This is a genomic window from Methylosoma difficile (genome assembly GCF_054657615.1).
Window position 1 is genome coordinate 62,681 of the sequence record NZ_BAAHYJ010000006.1, and the last position, 21,439, is coordinate 84,119.

The 21,439-nt window shown below is 50.3% G+C and carries 17 protein-coding genes and 1 tRNA gene; 11 read left to right on the plus strand and 7 right to left on the minus strand.

The genetic code is table 11. The features are described 5' to 3' along the window. Positions 1–161 precede the first annotated feature (161 nt). The 5 genes from ACYQ1O_RS15185 (at position 162) to ribA (ending at position 4,888) form a co-directional block, all read left to right on the plus strand. Positions 162–1,025, plus strand: a complete 864-nt coding sequence (locus tag ACYQ1O_RS15185) for an SIR2 family protein (RefSeq protein WP_459992955.1) — start codon at positions 162–164, stop codon at positions 1,023–1,025. A gap of 181 nt (positions 1,026–1,206) precedes the next feature. Continuing rightward, entirely contained in the window at positions 1,207–2,160 is a 954-nt protein-coding gene (locus ACYQ1O_RS15190; protein ID WP_459992958.1) for a Rossmann-like domain-containing protein, read from the plus strand. Between the two features lie 293 nt (positions 2,161–2,453). After that, positions 2,454–2,897 (plus strand): hypothetical protein, encoded by a 444-nt coding sequence (locus ACYQ1O_RS15195; protein ID WP_459992960.1) that lies wholly within the window; start codon positions 2,454–2,456, stop codon positions 2,895–2,897. Between the two features lies 1 nt (position 2,898). Then, positions 2,899–4,146, plus strand: coding sequence for a (Fe-S)-binding protein (locus ACYQ1O_RS15200; protein WP_459992961.1), 1,248 nt, complete (start codon positions 2,899–2,901; stop codon positions 4,144–4,146). A 121-nt stretch (positions 4,147–4,267) separates the two neighbouring features. Further along, on the plus strand, positions 4,268–4,888 hold the full coding sequence (ribA, locus tag ACYQ1O_RS15205; RefSeq protein ID WP_459992963.1) for a GTP cyclohydrolase II: 621 nt from the start codon (positions 4,268–4,270) through the stop codon (positions 4,886–4,888). On the opposite strand, the gene ACYQ1O_RS15210 is transcribed toward ribA, so the two are convergent. Then, positions 4,885–5,832: a ZIP family metal transporter gene (locus tag ACYQ1O_RS15210; RefSeq protein ID WP_459992965.1), complete on the minus strand. Its 948-nt coding sequence runs from the start codon at positions 5,830–5,832 to the stop codon at positions 4,885–4,887. The genes ribA and ACYQ1O_RS15210 overlap by 4 nt on opposite strands. A 120-nt stretch (positions 5,833–5,952) precedes the next feature. Between ACYQ1O_RS15210 and ACYQ1O_RS15215 the strand changes: the two genes are divergently transcribed. Next, positions 5,953–6,028, plus strand: a tRNA-Thr gene (locus ACYQ1O_RS15215). 109 nt (positions 6,029–6,137) lie between these two features. Next, positions 6,138–6,818 carry a DUF2959 domain-containing protein gene (locus ACYQ1O_RS15220; RefSeq protein WP_459992967.1) on the plus strand — a complete coding sequence of 227 codons (681 nt, stop codon included), beginning with the start codon at positions 6,138–6,140 and terminating at the stop codon, positions 6,816–6,818. Between the two features lie 2 nt (positions 6,819–6,820). Here ACYQ1O_RS15220 and ACYQ1O_RS15225 read toward each other — a convergent pair whose 3' ends face one another. Continuing rightward, positions 6,821–7,168, minus strand: coding sequence for a hypothetical protein (locus tag ACYQ1O_RS15225; protein WP_459992968.1), 348 nt, complete (start codon positions 7,166–7,168; stop codon positions 6,821–6,823). Between the two features lie 217 nt (positions 7,169–7,385). Here ACYQ1O_RS15225 and ACYQ1O_RS15230 point away from each other — a divergent pair, with 217 nt between their 5' ends. The 4 genes from ACYQ1O_RS15230 (at position 7,386) to ACYQ1O_RS15245 (ending at position 12,454) form a co-directional block, all read left to right on the plus strand. Continuing rightward, a complete protein-coding gene (locus ACYQ1O_RS15230; RefSeq protein ID WP_459992969.1) occupies positions 7,386–9,125 on the plus strand; it encodes a GTPase domain-containing protein in 1,740 nt (579 codons plus the stop codon). After that, positions 9,106–10,698 (plus strand): GTPase, encoded by a 1,593-nt coding sequence (locus ACYQ1O_RS15235; RefSeq protein ID WP_459992971.1) that lies wholly within the window; start codon positions 9,106–9,108, stop codon positions 10,696–10,698. Before ACYQ1O_RS15230 ends, ACYQ1O_RS15235 begins: the two co-directional genes overlap by 20 nt. 183 nt (positions 10,699–10,881) lie before the next feature. Further along, on the plus strand, positions 10,882–11,613 hold the full coding sequence (locus ACYQ1O_RS15240) for a DUF5765 domain-containing protein (RefSeq protein WP_459992973.1): 732 nt from the start codon (positions 10,882–10,884) through the stop codon (positions 11,611–11,613). A gap of 124 nt (positions 11,614–11,737) precedes the next feature. Beyond that, positions 11,738–12,454 carry a YebC/PmpR family DNA-binding transcriptional regulator gene (locus tag ACYQ1O_RS15245; protein ID WP_459992975.1) on the plus strand — a complete coding sequence of 239 codons (717 nt, stop codon included), beginning with the start codon at positions 11,738–11,740 and terminating at the stop codon, positions 12,452–12,454. A gap of 61 nt (positions 12,455–12,515) precedes the next feature. On the opposite strand, the gene ACYQ1O_RS15250 is transcribed toward ACYQ1O_RS15245, so the two are convergent. From ACYQ1O_RS15250 to hsdR, 5 genes are all read right to left on the minus strand, one after another. Further along, positions 12,516–12,962, minus strand: coding sequence for a GNAT family N-acetyltransferase (locus ACYQ1O_RS15250; protein ID WP_459992976.1), 447 nt, complete (start codon positions 12,960–12,962; stop codon positions 12,516–12,518). Further along, entirely contained in the window at positions 12,959–14,374 is a 1,416-nt protein-coding gene (locus ACYQ1O_RS15255; RefSeq protein WP_459992977.1) for an efflux transporter outer membrane subunit, read from the minus strand. Before ACYQ1O_RS15255 ends, ACYQ1O_RS15250 begins: the two co-directional genes overlap by 4 nt. A 1-nt stretch (position 14,375) precedes the next feature. After that, complete coding sequence (locus ACYQ1O_RS15260; protein ID WP_459992979.1) at positions 14,376–17,540, minus strand: efflux RND transporter permease subunit; 3,165 nt, start codon at positions 17,538–17,540, stop codon at positions 14,376–14,378. Further along, entirely contained in the window at positions 17,537–18,736 is a 1,200-nt protein-coding gene (locus ACYQ1O_RS15265; RefSeq protein ID WP_459992981.1) for an efflux RND transporter periplasmic adaptor subunit, read from the minus strand. Before ACYQ1O_RS15265 ends, ACYQ1O_RS15260 begins: the two co-directional genes overlap by 4 nt. 308 nt (positions 18,737–19,044) lie before the next feature. After that, positions 19,045–21,432, minus strand: a complete 2,388-nt coding sequence (hsdR, locus tag ACYQ1O_RS15270; RefSeq protein WP_459992983.1) for an EcoAI/FtnUII family type I restriction enzme subunit R — start codon at positions 21,430–21,432, stop codon at positions 19,045–19,047. Positions 21,433–21,439: the final 7 nt, after the last annotated feature.

The following is a 21,439-nucleotide window of genomic DNA, read 5'->3' on the forward strand; positions in this document are numbered from 1 at the left end:
GCTTTTCTGCCCACCGTTTACAACAGATGAAAAGCAAATTGTCATAAAACCAACAAAACACCTTCCTTTAAATCCCATACAAATCAAACAGATAATTTATTAAAAAACTTGGATTACTTCTTGCTTAAAGCCTTACTATTTAAGCCTTCAAGGAGTTTTCCATGACATCCGCGCTGTTTTCCCAAATCTTAGACGGTCTTTACGACAACAAAATCGTTCCCTACCTTGGCGCTGGCGTATTGTTTGATGCCAGCAATAAAACCACCGGACAAGCCATGCCTGCCACGAGCGATAGCTTGATTTTGGCGATGAACAACGGGCAACCGATGGCACCGAAATTAATGTACGAATTCCCCCGTGCGGCGATGAACTTGGAGCTGAAAAGAGGCCGTAATTTCCTTAGCCAATTCCTCACTAAAACCTACGGCGAAACCGAATGGACACGCGCCGCCATCCACGAATGGCTAGCCAATTGGAAGCCCGCGTATGTGATTGACGTTAACCGCGACACCCAATTGCAAGACAGCTATGCCGATGAAGAACATACCTTAATCGTCGGTGTCGCCCGCATCACCGCCAGCCAATTCCGCTATCGGATTTACCATTTTGATGGCAACCATTATTTTGAAATCACCCAAGACCAAGTTGATCCGCGCCTGCCTGTGTTGTTTAAACCGATGGGTACGCCAAAACCGGAAGCCAATTTTGTCGCCTCCGATGCCGATTATGTCGATTACATCACTGAACTGATGGGTGGTTTTGCGATTCCCGGATTTTTGAAAAATTACCGCAAAGACAAGCAATACCTGTTCTTAGGATTACGACTAAACCGTGATTCCGAGCGCATGGTGATGGCGGACATTATCCGCGATGGCGGCGAACCCAAAGGCTGGGCGTTGATTAAAAACCCCACCGATAAGGAAATCCGCTATTGCAAAAAAATCGGCTTGGAAATTGTTGATGCCGATGTTGCGGATTGGTTGGACGTGGTGGGCTATGGTTGTGAGCAGAAGCTGACAGCTTAAGTTTTTGTAGGGTGGGCTGAACGAAGGAAAGCCCATCAATTTACCCAAACGATGGGGTTCGCTCGGTGGGCAGAACAGCGTTGCCCACCCTACCTTGGTTTTCTATCGGTATCGTCACCCAACATGGACTTTTCAGGTTTTAAAAATCTAAACGGCCTTTTTAACGCTTGATGGATAAATTATGACCAACCCCAATCACCTCTACGAACTCCTGCTCGACTCCTGTAGTAGCCAAACTCAAGCTGACCGCATCTTAATTGGCTTGGTTTGGACGCTTTGCCAAGACGACCAAGAAGGCACGACGGGCTTGGCGATGAGTCCGGCTATCGCCACGCGTACTTTGGCGTGGTCTGGTACGTTAACAGGCAAACCGATCACCGACTTGGCGGCGTGGATTGTCGATTGGGAGCCCTACAAAGCCACAGTGGCGATGGCGGCGATCAATTGTTGCCTAAATGCTCGTGCCTTACCCGAATCGGTGTTATTGCCTAGCCATCCTGAACACCCAAATCTGACGGTTTTCGAACATTTCCTACCGCAAATCCAAGGAAAAAACGTGGTGGTGATTGGGCATTATCCCGGTATCGAGCGTTATCAAAGCCAAATGCAACTGACGGTATTAGAACGGCAACCCCAACCCGGCGATTTGCCCGATGCCGCCGCCGAATTTCTATTGCCCAAAGCCGATTGGGTATTCCTAACCGCCAGCTCGATTCCCAACAAAACCTTTCCAAGATTGGCGGAATTGGCAAGCAACGCCAAAACCGTGTTGATGGGGCCGACCGTACCGTGGTTGCCGCAATTGCATGAATTTGGCATTGATTATCTGGCAGGCGTGGAAGTGGTCGATGCCAATGCTTTGTACCATATCGCCGCGCAAGGTGGCGGGGTGCGAATTTTTGCTGAAGGCGTGTGTTACCGCGTTGCCGAACTTACGCCGATATACAACATGGCTTGGTTGAAACAACAGATCGCCGACTGCGCCGCTGATAAGCAGCGGTTAACAGCAGAGATGGATACGTGGTATGGCGCGGGTAATAGCCGTCGTTTTCCCGATTATCGGGTATTGGAAGAATGCAATGCCCGTTTGTCGCGTTTGGATAGTAGTTACAAATCGTTGTGGGATCAGTCGTAATTGAGTTTATACGCGATTGATGCGCCTCCTGTCGTCGGCACATCCTATAACGACCACAATTTTAATTCCGATGTAGGATGGGCTGACGGCAGGAAGCCCATCCTTAAACCGACTAGCACTCAGTCAGCATTGTTTTGTCGGGTTGTAGGTGCGAATTCATTCGCACCGTGCGGATAAATCCGCACCTACACAAAAATCATGACCGATATTTTAAGATTGACTGAAAATTAGTTTGATGAGCATCCTATCGTCAGCCCATCCTACGATGCTAAATTTTGGAAACAAGAGTCCAGATGACTACCGATAATCTATTCCAAAACCACCGCCTACTGCTTTATTACAAAGGTGACATCAGCGCCTTGGTACTGTTTGCCCAGCAAGCCAACGGTAGCGTGTGTTTTCCAACCGCTTTGCCGTTGCTGTCCAGTGCTTTAGAGCATGAAGCCTTTGAAAACAGCAAAGTCAGCCTGCATCCGTCAGTGTTGGTCAATGCCATCAACCAGCATTTCCAACTCGATAATGACTTGCTCCAAGCCGAACCCTGCTTTAGCGAGCAAATCGACACACCCAGTGGCATCATCACCGTCCACATGGCGCGGTTTAAGTTGCTAGACCCTCCGCACCAATTGCTGCAAAGCCACCAATGCTCGCTGAAAACCTTACCCGAATTGCGCGGCAGACCGCCCGCTGAAATGGAATTGTTGCGCCGCGCTTATGTGCAAGTGATGGAAGGTTGATATGTTTGATTTTATGGACATGGATTTTAACGGTAGCACACCCACACCATCTGCCGGGCCTTATATCCCCGAAGCCAGCGATTGTATGCGCTGTGGGTTATGCGTCAACGTCTGCCCGACTTTCAAACTTTTCCAAACCGCCGAAGAAACTCCGCGCAACCGCATCCGCACCATCAGCAAAATCTTGTTGGAAAACCAAACTATTTCCGCTGTTGAGCGCGAACATTTGGACAATTGCCTGCAATGCCGCGCCTGTGAAACCGTTTGCCCTAGCAAAATGGCTTATGGCGAATTATTTGACCTAACTCAAGCGCAATTGCCAAACACGCCGAATTGGCTGGGCAAATTGGCCTTTGGTTTGATTGCTAACAAACGTTGGCGGCAACGTTTAATGCCGTTGCTGACGTTGTATTTGGCATCGGGTTTGCGAAAACCTTTGCGCTGGACGGGCTGGTTAAAAAAGTTACATTTAGCTGAGGCCGAAGCCTTATTAACGAAACCCAATCTGAACAGCTTAGCATGGCAATATTCTGCTTCCAGTACAACGCGCGGGCAAGTCGCCTTGTTCACAGGTTGTATCGCCGAACAGTTCGACCAAGAAACTTTGAAAGCGGCAATCAAGTTGCTCGACGCTATCGGCTACGACGTTTTTGTACCGCCTGAACAAGGCTGTTGCGGTGCGATTCACCAGCATAACGGGCAATCCGCTGCACCATTAATTGCCAATAATATCAGCGTATTCAATGCTCTGAATGTCGATGCCGTACTCCATGCCGCAACGGGCTGTGGCGCGATGTTAAGCGAGTATCAACAGGAAGATAACGATGCAGCGGCAACCTTTAAGACACGTTTGCAGGACATCAACGCCTTTGTACTGGCGAATTGGCCTGAGGATTTGCACTTGCAGCCGTTGCCGGAAACTGTCGCTGTGCATGAGCCTTGCAGCCAACGCAATAGCTTAAAAAACCAGCAAAACATCTACGATTTGTTGGCAAAAATCCCACAACTGCACATTATCGCTTTAGCCGATAATGCCCTGTGTTGCGGTGCGGGCGGCAGCTATATGCTCACCCATCCTGAAAACGCCCAGCGTTTACGCGAGCTAAAACAGCAAACGATTACCGCCGCCCAAGCCGATTGGCTCGTCAGCAGCAATTTTGGTTGTGCGGTTTTTCTGCAACAAGACGGTGTAAAACTTGTGCATCCATTGCAGCTAGTGGCCCGACAGCTAACAAAAACGCCCACCTAAACCCGTTTAACTGCCCGACAAACACAAGCGTTAATTCAACTCTTGCTGCAAAGCCTAAAGTTTTTTGCTTGAATAACGTCCGAATTGGGTAAAATAGCAAGAATTTTTTCAGCAGTTATTGATGTACGTGAAAGCACACTTAGAAAACCTAGTCCAAACCCCTATCCCTACCAAACACGGCGAGTTCATCCTGCATTATTACAGCAACAATGTAGACGCCAAAGAACACATTGCCTTGGTTAAAGGCACTGTTGCGGGACACGAAAACGTACCCGTACGCATCCATTCCGAATGCTTTACCGGCGATGTGTTGGGTTCCCGACGTTGCGATTGTGGCGAACAGCTCGATATGGCCTTGCAGCTGATCGCCAAAGCCGGTTCCGGTGTATTGATTTATCTGCGCCAAGAAGGCCGTGGCATCGGCTTGCTGAAAAAACTGCAAGCTTACAACTTGCAGGACATGGGAATGGATACGGTCGATGCCAACTTGCATTTAGGCTATCAGGCCGACGAGCGCGAGTACACCATCGCCGCCCTGATGCTGGAAGACCTGGGAATCAAATCGGTACAGCTCATTACCAACAACCCTGAAAAAATTGATGGCCTTAAAGCCTTGGGCATCAATGTCGCAGGGCGCATTCCTGTTGAGGTCGTCGCCCACGACAGCAATCGCGATTATTTAAAAACCAAAGCTAAAAAAATGGCGCATATGCTGTCCGAGCCTAAAAACGAACAAGACTAAGCCAGCATGGTGTCCAGAATCATCATCACAATGAACCCCGCCATCAGCGCAAAGGTTGCATAGCGCGAACGCCCATGGCTATGGGTTTCGGGGATGATCTCTTCGCTGATGACAAACAACATGGCACCCGCGGCGAAGCCCATTGCCAGCGGCAATATCGGCTGGAAAAGCGTCACCATAGTAATACCCAACAAGCCGCCAACCGGTTCGACCAAACCGGTCAAAGTGGCAATCGCCACCGCCCGCCATTTGTTCATCCCCAAGCCCACTAACGGCAAAGCGACCGCCAAACCTTCCGGAATATTTTGTAAAGCAATGGCAATCGCCAATACCAAGCCATTTTTTAAGTCGCCGGTGCCAAAGCTGACCCCTACCGACATGCCTTCCGGAAAGTTATGCAAGGTAATCGCCACAATAAACAGCCAGATTTTATTGAACGAACGGATTTGCGAATCAACTACGCCTAAATGCACATGCGGCAATTTTCGGTCAGCATAATGCAAAAACAACGCGCCGGCGACCATGCCCAAAGAAACGGCATAAATGCCTTTGCCAGGCCAGACCACATTGCCGAAGGCGATACCTGGCATCAGCAAAGAAAAGGCCGTAGCCGCCAACATCACCCCCGCTGCGGCACCCAGCAAGCTGTTGAAAAGGTTCTCGGCAATATTTTTAAAGTATAACGCCGGCAATGCCCCCAACCCCGTCGCCAAACCAGCCAGAACGCTGGCGGCAAAGCCGATCACCACCAACTTGCCAAACATTAAGTACAAGCCGCCAAATACCAAAACCTGTGCCAACACAAATAAACCACACCAAACCGACCACCGCTGCAAGGGTGGCAAAGCCATAATGGCTTGGTAATGCGGCGAAGCGCAGAGCTGTTCGTTACGCGCCTGCAAAAAACGCTGAACTTTTGCTACCTTTTTGCTTATCTCGGACATAACCACCACCTTAGGATCAATTGCAACGGGGGTGTCCATTATAGCTATTAACGCGTAAATAATAAGGTTATTAAGGCTTGCCTATCGTTTGAGATGCGATAAAATTTTCCTAAATTCCCCGCCGGTGTAGCTCAGTCGGTAGAGCAGCGCACTCGTAACGCGAAGGCCGTAGGTTCGATTCCTATCACCGGCACCAAAATAACCACACCAACCACCCAACCTCTGCCGCAGGACTAAACAGCCATAGCCGCGCCTTTGTTTGCTGGTTTACAATAGCAGGCCGCCCTTTCCGATTGCTTCCTATCATGTCCGACCCGCAGCACAACTTATCCCAAAGCTTACTGAGCCTTATCAGCAAATTCTTCTCAAAAAACTTGCGCAGTGCTTACTACACCGCCAAGGAATCGATAGGCGAACATAAGCGCGATATTGTCGTTTACCAAGTCAACCAAGCTTGCCAAAGCTTGCAGGAGACACGCGATGAATTTGAAGATGCGCTGGAGCGTTTTAAAACCTTAGTGGTGATCAACGAGCATTCGCTGGAACATAAATACAACCTGCTCAACCGCCAATACCAATTCTGCCGCGTTAAAACCGAAGCGGTCAGCGATAGGATCAACGCCATCGAGCAAGTCAGCGAAGCGTTGTTTTTGGAATGGGAACGGGAACTTGGCGAATACAGCAACCGCGCCTTACAGCGCAGCAGTAGGCAACAGCTAAAAATGGCGCGGCAAAATTATGCGCGTTTGTTGAAGACGATGCGGAAAGCGGAAAGTAAAATCCAGCCGGTATTGTCGGCGTTTAAGGATCAGGTGCTGTTTTTAAAACACAACCTGAATGGTCGGGCTATTGCGGCATTACAGCATGAGTTTTTTGAGATTGGCTTGGATATTTCACAACTCATCCAAGCCATGGAACAGACGATTGCGGAGGCCAACCAATTTGTTGCGGTATTGGTTGACCAAAAAGCCTTGCCGAAGTTGTAATCTTATAATTTGTATAAAACGTCGTTGGCTTTGTCTTTCGCTGTTTCTTTACCTTTCGCGTTGCCTTTATGGCTTTCTTGATCGTTTCTTTCTTTACCAAACTTAGAAATCATATCTTCCCAGCTTGAGTATTGGTCGTAGCCTTTAAATCCTTCGGCTTTGCGTTTTTGGTAAACTTCCTTGCCCATTTCGATAATTTGCAATGGCGTTTTGCCACCCACAGCGTTTAGGAAATCGCCTTCGCCTTTAATGGAATCGCGGATTGTCCAGAACGACACTTCAAACTCAACGCGGCTTTCTGGAGCCAGACGATTTTTTAAACCTTTAACTGATTTAAAAGCCGTTTGCATGGTGTGGCCGTTGATTTCTTGGCCCTTGTTACAGGCCACTAGCGTTGTGCAACCCAGAACGAGCAAAAGAACAGGCAGTTTTTTCATAAAGATAACCTCGATGTCAATGATAGGTACGTGTTATGGTATTTTTAATTATTGTCCTTGTTGTTATACACGCCAGATTACAAAACACAAAGTAAAATGGTCAGTTATTATAACTCTGAGCTAAGCGATTATGCTGGAATTTATCCAATTATTAAAGCAAGGTTATCAAGCCATTATCAACCAAGCGAGTAGCGAAAATGGCCTTGCCGACAACCAGCGGCGCATCGGACAACTGCTGTTGGCGGAGGCCTTTCTCCGCAAAGGCCAATGGCTAAACCACTCCCGCCAACCCGCATTGCAGATCGCCGTGATCGGCCCGACACAAGCGGGCAAAAGCTCTTTGGTGAATGTGTTGCTCAATGACAGCATCGCCGGTGTCAGCCCGCTGGCGGGCTATACGCAACATCCGCAAGGCTTTTGCCACAACCTCAACGCCGATGATTGCCAAAGTTTACAAAGCTATTTTGGACGCTTCCAACAACTGCCCCTCAACCAACTGTCTAACGGTCGTCATGATTGCTACGCGCTGAGCGAATGCCAACAGCATTCCGAACTGTTGCCCAACTGCGTGCTATGGGATACACCCGATTTTGACTCCATAGACGCCAGCACTTACCGCGAAGGTGTGCTGCGCACCATCGCCTTGGCAGATGTCGTGATCTTGGTGGTCAGCAAAGAAAAATACGCCGACCAAAGCGTTTGGGAGATGATGGCCTTATTGGCAGATTTACATCAGCCTACACTCATCTGCCTGAACAAATTGGCGGACGGTTCGGAAAGCGTGCTGATCGCTTCCCTGCAAGAAAAATGGCAACAAGTGCGCGCGGACAAATTTCCCGACGTCGTGCCATTGCACTACCAAAAACACAGCGGTTTGTCGGAATGGCCGCAAAACCAGCGCAACCTGATTAAACAACTGTGCAAATCCGTTCAACACAGCAAGCAAAGCCGCTATGAACAAGCCTTGTTGCAAAAATACTGGTCAGCGTGGCTAGAACCCGTCTTACAGCAACATCAAGCGGTTGCCGAATGGCAAGGCTTGGTGGACGCCGCCATTAAAGAAGCGTTGGTCAACTACCGGCGCGATTATCTCGACCACCCCCACCATTACGAAACCTTCCAACAAGCCATGGCAGAATTGCTGACTTTATTGGAAATACCGGGTTTGGCAGGCTTTTTGACCGGCGCCCGCAAAGTGATGACATGGCCCATCCGGCAAATGATGAAACTGGGCAAAAAACGCCAGCACATCACCGACAGCAGCCAAGAAGTGCTCTTGCTGAACCAAATTGCCGAACACTTGCTGATCCAACTTGCCGACCAGCTGATGGAAAAAGCCGAACAAAACCGCCATAGCGCGTGGTGGAAAGCCTTTAACGGCTTGCTCAGGAAACAGCGCTTGCTGGTCTTGCAGCAGTTCAGCCACTCGGCAAAAAGTTACCATCTCGATTTTCAGCAAGATGTTGAACAAACCGCGCAACAGCTCTACAAAAAGCTGCAAGAACAGCCGCTGGTGCTGAACAGCTTACGCGCCACCCGTGTCACCGCCGATGCCGCCGCCATTGCCATCACCTTGCACACCGGCGGCATTGGCTTGCATGACTTGGTCATCGCCCCCGCCATGCTGACGGTCACCACCTTGCTGACCGAAAGCGCTATCGGCAGTTATCTGCACAAAGTGCAGCATCAGCTTAAGCAACAACAATTGGACACCGTCAAGCAAACCTTATTTATGGACAGCATCCACCAACAGCTGATGGCCTTGCCTGCGCAACTGTCGGATTTGGTGTACTTTTCTATTAGCCCCGCGCAAGTTCAGGCCGCGCAATCCCAACTCAGCGAAAAACGTCATGGCTTACGACTACTCTGACCTACTGGCGCAAGCCCAAGCTTGGCTAGCCCAAGCCCAAGCCCAAGGCTGGATGGGCAACGACCAACAACTTGCCGACCACGATAGCCAGCAACCTGAAAACCTGTTCAGCAATGGCGGCTCAAGGCCGTTGATCGTCGCCTTCATGGGCGGTACAGGTGTGGGCAAAAGCTCGCTGCTCAACCGGCTTGCTGGCAAGGCTATCGCCAAAGCGGGCGTCGAACGCCCCACTTCGCGCGAAGTGACCTTATATCACCACCGCAGCGTTCACTTGGAACACCTTGCCGAACAGTTTCCGCTTGCGCAAATCCGTATCGCCGAGCATGACGACCTCAGCAAACAGCACATCATCTGGATAGACATGCCCGATTTTGACAGCGTCGAGCAAGCCAATCGGCAGCTGGTCTTACAATGGCTGCCGTATGTTGATGTGCTGGTCTATGTGGTCAGCCCCGAACGCTACCGCGACGAAAAAGCCTGGAAATTGCTTTTGGCAGAAGGTGCGAAACACGCGTGGCTGTTTGCGCTCAATCAATGGGATCGCGGACAAGCCGCGCAATACCAAGATTTTTATCAGCAATTGCAAAAAGCCAGCTTTACCGACCCGCTGATTTTTAAAACCGTTTGCGGTGAAGAATCTGCCGAAGACCAATTTGCCGATCTGCAAAGCACCTTGCTGTCGTTAGCAAACAGTCACACCATTAAGCAATTGGAACAACGCGGCGTACACATACGCAAGCTGGCTTTGCGGGAAAATCTGGCCCAATGGCAAACGGCCTTAGGACCTGAGCCAGCGTGGCAGCAATTGCCAACGTTGTGGCAGCAGCAATGGCAAAAAACCAGCACACAATTACAACAAGGGTTTGCCTGGCCTGTCCAGCAATTCGCCAAACACTATGCCGAACACGCCGCCGACTTGCTGAACGGCACAACGGCTAAAATCCCGCTTTGGGATGAATGGGCGCAACTGCGTTTTGACGATGCTTTGGACGAGCTTATCATCAGCGCCGACCAACTAGGCCTACCTACCCTACCGGTTAAACAGCAATTGGCTCCGATACGCGCCAAAGCCGCCAAACAAGTCCGCCAACAAACCGAAGCCGCCGCCCGGCTCGCCTTGGCAAGCCCAGGCAACCCGTTGCAACGCGGCTTATTAAAAAGCCTGCGCCTACTGGAAATCAGCCTGCCTTTACTGGCAATGGCCTGGGTGGGCTATCAAGTTTTCGTCGGCTATTACACCAGCAGCCAAACTAACACCCACTATCTCGGCGTGGACTTTGCCATCCACAGTGTTTTGCTGATTGCCCTCACCTGGCTAATCCCGTTTTTTATGCTGAAAAAATGCCAGCCTTCTTTATATAAAACAGCATTGCGCGGCCTTAACAATGGTCTATCGGCGGCCCTCAGCCAAATGGAGCAAGAAACCGCCAACGCACTGGCAAACCTGGGCGAACAACACCAGCAACAAGCCCAACCACTCAAGCAACTGATAACCCAATGCGGCAACCCCGGCACCCAAAACCTAAAGCAAGAGACAAACCCAGCGCTCGCGAGAATGTTGGTGGATGATTAATACTGCAACAAGATCCGAAACCACCGCAATTTTCGGATCACCACCGCCCCTACCGGCAACCTTGCCGTAAACTGAAACGGCAGGATAAAATTCGCGGTTTATTTAACAAACAATAACCGCAACTTAACGCCAGCAAGCCCATCGCTTGCGGCATCTCAATAATAATTACAACGGGGAAAACTTATGTGTTTTAGTGCAGACATGTCGCTGGGAATGGGCATAGCGGGATTGGCGGCGGCAGGCGTGACCTTTGCCGACAAAAGCGAAACTTTTTGGGTACGGGCGGCAAGGTCTTACGCCATCTTCCATTTTTCATTAATGGAATTCATCCAATACTTTGCCTATCCGGTTGCCGACCAATGCGGCTATGGCAGCAATTTGTTCTTAAGCCAGCTATCCACCTACCACATCGCCTTGCAAGCCTTTGCCATCATGCCGGGCTTAGCCACTTACAGTTCCGATAAGACAGCACTAAAAAAAGCCACGGTGATTGGCATTATGCTCAGCAGCATTTTTATCCTCTGCTCATTCTTGCCCAAAGAATGGCAATTCCCCTTCGAACCCGTACCGCAATTTCTTGGCAACCTGGTTGCCTGTTTGTTTATGGGCAAATACCACATTGGCTACCACATCTCCAGCGCCTTTGCCTCTGTGGTGACCCACGGCTCGCTGTTTGCTTTGGCGTTTAGCGGTTATTTGTGGAAAAACAACTGGAAAATCTCCACCTACCATTGCCTGATGGCAGTGCTGACCTTATTTATGCCGCAGTTGGTTTTAGGGGTGAACACCGGAGAAGCAGCCGCCATTTACTGTTTCTACTCCATCCTTATCACCGGCAGCTTCATGCCTTACTTTAAGAAGTTTTTTACCGTAGAAGCCACAGAAGACCGACAAGACTTGGCGGCCAACAGCTGACGAATGACTGGCAATTGCAGGGGCGGCAACCCAACAACGCAGGGATGTGCCACTAAAAGTTTCCCTCTGCAAATAGTTAACGGTAAAATCCGCGCATTTATTTTTAATTTGGAGCAACACACTCATGGGCAGAGCCTATCAAAACCGTAAAGAGTCGATGGCAAAAACCTCCGATGCCAAGGCAAAGGTTTACAGCAAATACGGACGCGAACTGTATGTTTGCGCCAAAGCAGGCGGCATCGACCCTGACGGCAACCTAACCTTACGCGGCCTGATTGAGCGGGCCAAAAAAGCGCAAGTCCCCACCCACGTCATCGACAAAGCCATCGACAAAGCCAAAGGCGGCGGCGGCGAAGAATTTGCACCTGCCCGCTACGAAGGCTACGGCCCCGGCAATACTATGGTCATCGTCGACTGCCTGACCGACAACCCCAACCGTACCTTTGGTGACGTGCGCCTGTGCTTCACCAAAACCAAATGCAAAATTGGCACTCAAGGCGCGGTCAGCCACATGTTCGACCACTCCGCCATTTTAGCCTTCGCCCATGACGATGAAGATACCGTACTGGAAGCCCTGCTATCTGCCGATGTTGATGTAACCGACGTGGAAAGTGACGGCGGAAAAATTACCGTCTTCACCCAGCCCACCGACTCGTTTAAAGCCAAACAAGCCTTAACCGAAGCTTTCGGCACCATTGATTTTGATGTCGACGAAATCCAATTTTTGCCGAAAGGCACAACCGCCATTAGCGGTGATGATGTCGTGATGTTTGAAAAGTTTTTGGATATGCTGAACGAATTGGACGACGTCCAAAACGTTTACCACGACGCCGAGTATTGATAGGTAATCGAGCCTTTTCAAAACTGCCCTAGCCTGCTTTAAACCTTCAACCCAAGAAGGTTTAAAGCAATAACCGTAACGGTACCATGCCGGAAACCACAAAGCCTTGCCTTTCATAAAAACGGATAGCGGCGGCATTGTCGTTATCAGTCAGCAAAGTGATACGAAGACAATCCTGGCTTTTTGCACAAGCAATGGCGCTTTGCAAAAGCAGTGAACCCGCACCACCACCGCGTGCATCAGGATGCACGACCATATCTTCCAAAATAGCAACACGACCGCCCAAAGCGGTACTCAGGGTAAACAACAAGTTGACCATGCCGACAAGCTTATCGCCATCACGCAAAACCAAGATCCGCCCCAGCTGCGGCTGCTCGATAATCTTTTTTAAACCAGCGCTTTGCTTAAGCTGATCGGGAATGAAATCCGCTTCTTGGGCAAACAAGACCGCCAACAGATCCGCCAATTCGTTTATATCTTCCAAAGTGGCTTCACTCATTTTCATCATGGCTTAACCGCCTCCCATTCCCAACCACCGCCCAAGGCTTTATAAACCGCCACCAAAGCGGTTGCAGTCGCCGTTTCAGTTTGCGCCAACCTATCTTGGGTTTCTAAAAGACGGCGTTCGGCATCCAGTACGACGAGAAAATCGGCAACACCGTCCTGATAACGCAACCTCGCCAAATGCGCGGCTTTTTCACCCGCAGTAACGGCGGCGCGGAAATAATCACGACGTTGTTGAAGTTTGCCGTATTCCAACAGCGCATTTTCGGTTTCTTCCAACGCGCCCAACACGGTTTTTTCATAGGTTGCCAACTGGCCTTCAGCGTGGGCGTCGGCGGCTTTGATGCGCGTGTAGACGCGGCCCAAATCAAACGCTGCCCAACGGATGGACGGCCCGAACGAATAGGTGTCGCCACCGCTTGCACCTAGCCCTGCAAAACTGCGAGCTTCCAAGGCAACATTGCCGACAAAACTGACGCGCGGGAACAAATCCGCCGTCGCCACGCCGATTTGTGCCGTGGCTGCGGCTAGTCCACGTTCGGCAACGCGCACATCAGGTCGACGTTGCAGCAATTTAGCGGGATCGCCAATGCCGATGATGTTGGGCGCTTGCGGCAACGGGGCGTCCGTCTCCAGGTTGCCGTATAGCTGTTCTGGCGCTTTGCCAACCAACACCGACAAGTGGTGGATTGAACGGCGAACACTAGATTCTAACGGTGGAATAATCGCCAAAGTTGAATTCAACTGCTCTTCGGCACGCGCGGTATCGAGTGCCGTGCCTTGTCCGCCGTTAAGCCGAGCTTGGGTATATTTCAAAGTTGCCGCTTGGTTGTCGGCATTTTTGCGGGCAACGGACAACTGGTGTTGTGTGCCGCGCAATTCAAAATAATTCCGAGCTAATTCAGCAACCAAACTGACAATGACATCGCGGCGCTGGGCATCAAAAGACTCCATCTCAGCAGTTTGGGTTTCGACAGAACGGCGGATACGCCCGAAAAAATCCAACTCCCATGTCGCATCAAATCCGGTATTGAGCAAATCGAAACTGCTAGGATTAGTAGTGCCACCGAAGATGCCTTTACTACGCAACATTGATTTTTCCGAAGCTGACATCGTCACTGTCGGGTAGAAATCAAATTGACTTAATTGCCGCGCCGCCCTCGCCTCACGTAAATTGGCGGTGGCGATGCGTAAGTCGGGGTTAGCGCGTAAACCATCATTGACCAAATCATTTAAGGTTTTATCGGCAAATTTTTCCCACCAGCGGATTTCGACACTCTTAGACGTCATACCGTCGGCAGAGGCATTGGCAAACTGCTTGGGAGCTACGGTTTGCGGCGGCTGGTAATCAGGCCCGACCGCACAAGCGGATAAAGCCAAACAAGCGCCGAGATAAATTAACGGTTTATTGTTCATGTTAAACCTCCTCGCTGGCATCGACGGCAGGCGCTTTTTTACGGTCAGCCAAGCCTTGTAAGGTGACATAAAACAACGGTGTTAATAGCAAACCAAACACGGTAACGCCCAACATGCCGTAAAAAACGGGCGTACCCAAAGCTTGGCGCATTTCCGATCCAGCGCCAGTGGCAAACAGCAAAGGCAACACGCCCATAATGAAAGCAAACGAGGTCATTAAAATCGGTCTGAACCGCAATTGGCAGGCTTCTAACGCGGCGGTAAAACGATCTACGCCCGCATCGTGGCGTTCTTTGGCAAACTCGACGATCAAAATCGCGTTTTTACACGCCAAGCCCACCAACACCAACAAAGCAATTTGCGTGAAGATGTTGTTGTCCGTACCACGCAACCACACGCCACCCAAGGCGCACATCAAGGTCATCGGCACGATTAGGATAATCGCCAGCGGCAGAATCCAGCTTTCATACAAAGCCACCAACACCAAAAACACCAGTAGGCTGGAAAAGGCGAACACATACAACGCGGTATTGCCCGCCAATATTTGTTGGTAAGTCAGTTCGGTCCATTCAAAATCCATCGACAGCGGCAGACTTTTATGTACCAATTCTTCCATCAAAGCCACCGCTTGACCCGAACTAAACCCCGGTGCCGCAGCACCATTGATTTCTGCCGCCGGATACAAGTTGTAATGCACCACGCGATCCGGGCCGCTGATTTTGCGCACGGAAACCAATTCTTCCAACGGCACCATTTCGCCTTGGGCATTGCGGGTTTTTAAACGCCCAATGTCTTCCGGTTCGCGGCGAAATTCGCTATCGGCTTGTGCCGTCACTTGAAACGTCCGCCCGAACAAATTCAAATCGTTGACATACAACGAACCCAAATACGTCTGCATGGTTTCAAAAATTTCCGTCAGCGGAATGCCTTGCGACTTGGCCTTCACACGGTCAATATCGGCATAAAGCTGCGGCACGTTATTTTGGAAACTTGAAAAAAGCCCCGACAACTGCGGATTTTTCCGGCCTTGTTGCAACGCCGCTTGTACGGCGTTATCCAGTCTGTCAAAGCCTTCATTGCCACGATCTTGGATTTGCATTTTAAAACCGCCCAAACTGCCCAAGCCTAAAATCGGCGGTGGAGGAAACACGCCAATGAAGGCTTCTTTAATGCCTTTCATTTTCGGCTGCAATTCAGCCAACAGCTTTTGTGCCGTCCAACCATTGGCGACGCGTTCATCAAAGGGTTTTAGCGGCACGAAAATCGTGCCGGCATTGGGCGTGTTCGCGCCGCTGATAACCGAAAAACCAGGAAACCCGACTGCCGCTTTCACGCTAGGTTGTGCAAGGATAATTTCCGAGGCTTTACGGATAACGGCAGTGGTGCGTTCCAACGAAGCCGCTTCCGGTAATTGTGCAAACACAATCAGATAGCCCTTGTCTTGCAAAGGAATAAAGCCCGACGGCACTTTGTTAAATTCGTAACCAGTAAACGCCAGCAAGCCCACGTAGATGAGCGCGACCAAAGCGCTTAAGCGCATCAGGCGTTTCACCAAACCCGCATAACCTGCGGAGCTGGCGGCAAAGCCACGGTTGAACAGCTTAAAAAACCAGCCGAACGCGGCGTTAATCAGGCGCGTTAGAGCGTCGCCTTTTTCGTGATGCGGCTTCAATAACATCGCCGCCAAAGCCGGACTTAAGGTCAGCGAATTGAACGCAGAAATCAAAGTCGAGGCGGCAATCGTCAAGGCGAATTGCTTGTAAAACTGCCCGTTAATGCCGACCACAAACGCCGACGGAATGAACACCGCCGCCAATACCACCGAGATGGCAATAATCGGCCCGGTCACTTCACGCATGGCTTGGCGGGCGGCCTCTTTGGGTTTTAAACCTAAAGCAATATTACGCTCGACGTTTTCCACCACCACAATCGCATCATCAACAACGATACCAATCGCCAAGATCAAGCCAAATAGCGAGAGATTGTTCAACGAAAACCCCATCATCGCCATCACCGCAAACGTGCCGACGATAGACACGGGCACCGCCAACAGCGGAATAATCGCCGCCCGCCAGCTTTGCAAAAACACCAGCACCACCAACACGACCAGCAACAAGGCTTCAACAAAGGTATGCTTGACCGCTTCCAGCGATTGCTCGACAAAAATGGTGGTGTCGTAAACGATTTGGTAATCGACCCCTTCGGGGAAACGGGTTTTCAACTTTTGCATCAACGCCTTAACCTGATGCGCGGTTTCCAACGCATTCGCGCCGGGGCGTAGCGAAATAGGCATCGCCACTGCGTCATGGTTGTTCAATTGGCTGCGTAAAGAATAGCGTTCCGCTCCCAGCTCGATACGGGCGACATCTCGCAAGCGCAACAAACTGCCGCCTTCGCCGTATTTGACAATGATGTTGCCGAACTCTTCAATGCTGGTCAACCGCCCCATCGTGTTGATATTCAATTGGAAATCGACCGCCTTATCCAACGGCGGCTGACCGACGACACCTGCCGCCACTTGCACGTTTTGCTCGCGGATCGCCCGCACCACATCACTGGCGGTCAAATTGCGGGCGGCAATTTTGGTCGGGTCTAGCCAGACGCGCATGCTGTAATCGCCTGCGCCCCGCGTCCGGACATCGCCGACTCCGGGCAGGCGCAGCAACTGGTCGCTGATGTTCAACAAAGCGTAATTCGATAAATACAGCTGGTCGTAACGTTGGTTAGGCGAGGTCAAATGCACCACCAGCAAAATATCCGGCGAGGATTTTTTGGTGGTCACGCCCAAACGGCGGACATCTTCCGGCAATTTCGGCAAGGCGTTGGAGACACGGTTTTGCACCTGCATCTGCGCGACATCTAAATTAGTGCCAATTTGGAAAGTAATAGTCAGCTGCATTTGCCCGTCGCTGGTCGATTGCGACGACATATACATCATATTTTCCACGCCGTTGACTTGCTGCTCGATAGGCGCGGCAACCGCTTCGGCAATCACTTTAGGGTTGGCACCCGGATAACTGGCGGACACCAAAATGGTCGGCGGCGTAACTTCAGGGTATTGGGCAATCGGCAGGCCGAACATAGCAATGCTGCCAACCAACACAATCACAATCGATAAGACAATGGCAAAACGCGGGCGGTCGATAAAAAAGAAGGCGAAATTCATTTGACCGCCCCTGTTACCAGCTCGGCCTGCATGGGCGCGTGGCTGGCCTCCACTTCCACACCTGGGCGGACAAACTGCAAGCCATTGGTGATGACCCAATCGTCAACCGTCAAACCAGCGGTGATAATCCGCAAGCCTTCATGGCTGCGCCCTGTTTGGATGGGGCGGTATTCGGCGCGGTTATCTTTATTGACCACCATCACGAACTGCTTGCCCTGATCCATGGCAATCGCGCGGTCGCTAATCAACAAGGCCTGATAGTTGCCGCTGCCCGGTATCCGCACCCGTGCGAACATGCCTGCGCCAAACAAGTCATCCGCATTGGCAAAGACGCCCCGGGCGCGGATGGTACCCGTCGCCGGATTGATTTCAGGATCGACATAATCAATATAGCCTTGATGGGGATAATCTTTTTCGTCGATCAAAGCCATTTCCAAGGGGATTTTAAAATCGCGCGCGCTTTTGCGTTTGCCTTCAATGCTCAGGCGGCGGTATTTCAACACCGAACGTTCGTCGGCATCGATATAAACATGAATAGGGTCAACCGACACAATGGTCGCCAACACAGTGGCATCAGCGCTGACCAGATTGCCTTCGGTGATGAGTTTGCGGGAAATGCGTCCGGCAATTGGTGCGCGAATATGCGTGAAATCGACATTCAATTGCGCCAGTTCGACAGCGGCGGTGGCCGCTTCCACCGAGGCGGAAGCCTGCACCACATTTTTGCTACGCGTGTCGTATTCTTCTTCGGAAATGGCCTGCTCTTTTTGTAGCCGTTGCGCCCGTTGCACATCGTTTTGCGCCAATTCCAAGCGCGAGGTGGCCCGATCCAGTTCGGCTTTGGCCTGATGCAATTGCGCCATGTACGGTCTTGGGTCAACCACAAACAGTAAATCGCCTTTTTTGACTTTGCCGCCGTCTTTAAAACCAATCTGTTGCAAATAACCCGATACCCGCGCCCTAATATCCACCGATTCGACCGCTTGCAAACGTCCGGTGTATTCGTCCCATTCGACAATATCTTTTTGCAGGGGCTGGCTGGCGACGATGCTGGGTTTGGGTGGCGGCACGGCGGCGGTAGCGGTGGTTTCGCTTTTGCCGCAAGCGACCAGCAAACCGCCGATGATTAACACAGTAAAAAAACCGAGTCCTTTATATTTTCCGTAAAATCTGGCGGAAAGCGGTAATGCATTCATACCAACGTCGCTCCTATGGAGATTGTAATTCTTGATGAATGTCGGCAGAAAAGCCAAACAATGGATACGCGGGATAGAGGTGATGAAAACCCGATTTTTCAACACCCATATGGACACACGGTTTGCCCATAGAAAGATCAGGCAAGGCTTAGGTTAACGGGGCGGCTATTGGCGGCAAGCGGTTAAACGTAGGCACTAAGCACCGACAGCCGGTTTATGGACTTCGTTCCCCATAGACGGTCAATGGATCCGTTTTTTAAGTAAAAAGCGTAGCGCGGATATTGGTTTGCGGAAAACATAATGTGCCACTAAGCAGCAACGTTTAAATAAAGATGCTTCTGGAACTCGATAAACAACGAACTGATAGTCGCCACACTGCCCAAAACCGCCTTCGCATCTTCTAATGAATGGTATTTATTGGTCAACAAGATAGGCAATTTTTGCTGATCCAATTCTTCCACGCCGGTGTCAATGTATTTGCTCAACACAAAATCAATAAATTCTTTTTGCTGGGCGTTCAGGAAAGCAAAAATATTGGCTTGTGCGGCGGCGACCCGTTCGGCTCGTGTGATGGGTTTCACCTCGCTGTTAAAGACATATTCCAACACATCAAACAAATCGCTTTTTTCGGCATCCATCAGTTTTTGCAAGGTGGTCAATTCGTCCGTGCCGAAACCTGCTTCCGCCAATTTCTCCAACAGCGTCCGTCGGGTGATGGGATTGCTCCAAAGCGTCCTTAATTCGGTTTCGTTTGTAAACAGTTTAGGCAATTCGCCAAACAAATTATTTAAGAATTCTTCGGCGGAAATCGGCTTGCCGTCTGCGCTCCAAAACGACGTTGACAGCATGTGTTGAATGTCGCGTTCCTTGCCATCCTTCAATTTTATTTTTACTTTTTTGCTGCACACGCAAGGCAATTGCCCGCATTTTTGGCAAACTTTCGGTGTTTTTTCGCAGACACACGCTTGTTGCCCACACCGCTGGCAGGGCTTGGGCGGTGCTACTTCGCAAACACAAGGATTTTCTCCGCATTTGCCGCAAGCGTCTTCTTCTAACGGTTCGCCATCCCATTCAGGGTCGGAAAAATTACGGTAAGCATCGACAAAATCATAAATGGTGAAAAAATCTTTGCCGTCAAACAGCCGCGTTCCCCTGCCGACGATTTGTTTAAATTCAATGATGGAATTGACGGGGCGCAACAAGACAATATTACGGATATTCAGCGCATCCACGCCCGTGGATAATTTTTGCGAGGTGGTCAGAATGGTGGGGATGGTATTTTCATTGTCCTGAAAATCCCTTAAGAACTGCTCGCCCATTTCGCCATCGTTGGCGGTGACACGCACACAATAGTTGATGTCTTTTGCCGTTTTGTATTGATTGACCAAATCCCGAATCGCCGCCGCGTGTTCTTGGGTAGCGCAGAAAATAATCGCCTTTTCGTTCTGATTGGCCTCGTCCATAAATAGCTGCACGCGCTTGGCTTCCCTGGCTTTTATTTCGATGATCCGGTTGAAATCGGCTTCGGTATACAACTTGCCCGCTTCGACTTCGCCTTCAATCACATCATCGTCGCGGGTGTAAATATAATCATCCAGCGTGGTTTTGATGCGCTTGACTTTAAACGGCGTTAAAAAACCATCGTTAATGCCTTCTTTCAGCGAATAAATGTAAACAGGTTCGCCAAAATATTGGTAAGTGTCGACGTTATCTTTACGTTTGGGCGTGGCGGTTAAACCCAACTGCACCGCTGGCGAAAAATAATCCAAAATCCCGCGCCAGTTGCCTTCGTCATTCGCACCGCCTCTATGGCATTCGTCAATGATGATGAAATCAAAATAGTCGGGTGGATAAGCGCCAAAATAAGGTGCGGGCTTACCTTCCTTATCCGTGCCACTCATAAACGTCTGAAAAATGGTAAAGAAAATACTGCCGTTGGTCGGCACACTGCCTTTTTTGCTGATTTCTTTCGGGCTAATGCGTACCAAAACATCGTCAGCAAAGGCAGAGAAAGAATTAAACGCTTGGTTCGCCAAGATATTTCTATCCGCCAAAAATAAAATCCGTGGCCTTCTGCTACCGTCACGTTGTAGATTCCAGCGGGTTTGGAAAAGCTTCCAAGCAATTTGAAAAGCAATGGCGGTCTTTCCCGTACCCGTCGCCAAAGTCAATAAAATGCGCGCTTGCTTATTGGCGATGGCTTCTAAGGTGTTTTTTACCGCGATTTCCTGATAATAACGTAATTGCCATGCGCCGCCTTTATCTTCAAACGGCACCGCCGCAAACTTCTCGCGCCATTCATTTTGTACCGCAAAGGTTTTGTTCCACAGCTCATCAGGCGTCGGATAATTAGCGACCAAACCTTCTTTACCTGTCACCAGACAAATACCGTAAATGGCTTTGCCATTAGTGGCATACGTGGTGTCCAGTTTTAATTTTTCGGCATACAGCTTCGCCTGCGCCACGCCTTCACCGACCGCCAGCTCATCACTTTTGGCCTCGATAACCGCCAGCTTGATGCCCTTGTAAACCAAAACATAATCAGCAACCAGCCTTTTGCCCCTAACACCGCCTGTCTGTATTTTACCAGCGGTGATTTGGAATTCACGCAAGATTTTAGAACCCTCCACAACACCCCAACCGCACTCTTTTAATTTCGGGTCTATCAGTTCCGCTCGGGTTTCTGTTTCGTTCATGGCTTTT

Excerpts from the sequence above, each read along its gene's own strand:
- ribA (WP_459992963.1), top strand. The coding sequence starts at position 4,268 with ATGTACGTGAAAGCACACTTAGAAAACCTAGTCCAAACCCCTATCCCT.
- ACYQ1O_RS15245 (WP_459992975.1), top strand. The coding sequence starts at position 11,738 with ATGGGCAGAGCCTATCAAAACCGTAAAGAGTCGATGGCAAAAACCTCC.
- ACYQ1O_RS15225 (WP_459992968.1), bottom strand. The coding sequence starts at position 7,168 with ATGCAAACGGCTTTTAAATCAGTTAAAGGTTTAAAAAATCGTCTGGCT.
- ACYQ1O_RS15190 (WP_459992958.1), top strand. The coding sequence starts at position 1,207 with ATGACCAACCCCAATCACCTCTACGAACTCCTGCTCGACTCCTGTAGT.
- ACYQ1O_RS15265 (WP_459992981.1), bottom strand. The coding sequence starts at position 18,736 with ATGAATGCATTACCGCTTTCCGCCAGATTTTACGGAAAATATAAAGGA.
- ACYQ1O_RS15200 (WP_459992961.1), top strand. The coding sequence starts at position 2,899 with ATGTTTGATTTTATGGACATGGATTTTAACGGTAGCACACCCACACCA.
- ACYQ1O_RS15250 (WP_459992976.1), bottom strand. The coding sequence starts at position 12,962 with ATGATGAAAATGAGTGAAGCCACTTTGGAAGATATAAACGAATTGGCG.
- ACYQ1O_RS15185 (WP_459992955.1), top strand. The coding sequence starts at position 162 with ATGACATCCGCGCTGTTTTCCCAAATCTTAGACGGTCTTTACGACAAC.
- ACYQ1O_RS15210 (WP_459992965.1), bottom strand. The coding sequence starts at position 5,832 with ATGTCCGAGATAAGCAAAAAGGTAGCAAAAGTTCAGCGTTTTTTGCAG.
- ACYQ1O_RS15195 (WP_459992960.1), top strand. The coding sequence starts at position 2,454 with ATGACTACCGATAATCTATTCCAAAACCACCGCCTACTGCTTTATTAC.
- ACYQ1O_RS15240 (WP_459992973.1), top strand. The coding sequence starts at position 10,882 with ATGTGTTTTAGTGCAGACATGTCGCTGGGAATGGGCATAGCGGGATTG.
- ACYQ1O_RS15235 (WP_459992971.1), top strand. The coding sequence starts at position 9,106 with ATGGCTTACGACTACTCTGACCTACTGGCGCAAGCCCAAGCTTGGCTA.
- ACYQ1O_RS15260 (WP_459992979.1), bottom strand. The coding sequence starts at position 17,540 with ATGAATTTCGCCTTCTTTTTTATCGACCGCCCGCGTTTTGCCATTGTC.
- ACYQ1O_RS15230 (WP_459992969.1), top strand. The coding sequence starts at position 7,386 with ATGCTGGAATTTATCCAATTATTAAAGCAAGGTTATCAAGCCATTATC.
- ACYQ1O_RS15220 (WP_459992967.1), top strand. The coding sequence starts at position 6,138 with ATGTCCGACCCGCAGCACAACTTATCCCAAAGCTTACTGAGCCTTATC.
- ACYQ1O_RS15255 (WP_459992977.1), bottom strand. The coding sequence starts at position 14,374 with ATGAACAATAAACCGTTAATTTATCTCGGCGCTTGTTTGGCTTTATCC.
- hsdR (WP_459992983.1), bottom strand. The coding sequence starts at position 21,432 with ATGAACGAAACAGAAACCCGAGCGGAACTGATAGACCCGAAATTAAAA.